Source organism: Enterobacter sp. CM29 (assembly GCF_013179605.1).
Lineage (GTDB): Bacteria > Pseudomonadota > Gammaproteobacteria > Enterobacterales > Enterobacteriaceae > Enterobacter > Enterobacter intestinihominis.
In genome coordinates, this window is sequence record NZ_JABMCU010000382.1 from 1 (window position 1) to 773 (window position 773).

The window sequence follows — 773 nt, forward strand, 5'->3', positions numbered from 1 at the left end:
ATGAAACAGCACTCGCTCTAAGGTGAACTTAGACGACTGATGTTTTCGACGACTGCAACCATCTGTTATTTAGTGCGCTCTTGGACGATCTTTGTCGTTTATGAAAATTACATGGTCATATGATGTCCATGCAGGTTTAGGTTGTCTAACCTAATGATAATTATAATTAATAACCATCCGATCCTGTGGCGTGGGGCATGGATGGGGCAAACTCACTCAATTTCTGGTTGAGGATAAGTACCTGGTCCTGGTTATTTTCAGCCATCCAGGATCCATATACCCGATAAACCATTTGCGCGTCGGTGTGTCCCATTTGCTTCGCGATGAAGTTAGGGTTAGCACCGGCAGCTAACGACCAGCATGCATAAGTGTGTCGGGATTGGTATGCTTTGCGATAGCGAATCCCGGCGCGCCGCATTGCTGCCTCCCATGACTGGTTAATCGACCCCACAGCGTAATGATGCCCGGCACGGCCATTACGCGCAGCGATCTGTGGGTTGAACACGAAAGTGCACGGATGCACATCAGTACGACCATACTCGCGCAGTTTCACTTCAACCTGGTACTGCTTGCCCAGGCGTGTTAATTCGGCCTGCCTCTTCAGCACGTCGATCGCTGGCTGAATGAGGTTGATGATGCGATCCGTTCCGGCGTCCGTTTTCGGAAGGGTGAACTCCTTCGTCAAAGTATGGTTCCGGCGGATGATCATCGTGCCTGCTTTCAGGTCAATATCTTCCCAGGCAAGAGCTACCAGCTCTCCGTGACGTACTCCG

The 773-nt window shown here is 50.6% G+C and carries 1 protein-coding gene; it reads right to left on the bottom strand.

Annotated elements, in window-relative coordinates; translation table 11 throughout:
• Positions 1 to 166: 166 nt before the first annotated feature.
• A partial coding sequence (locus HP459_RS23195; RefSeq protein WP_171936955.1) for a site-specific integrase occupies positions 167 to 773 on the bottom strand: 607 nt, incomplete at its 5' end.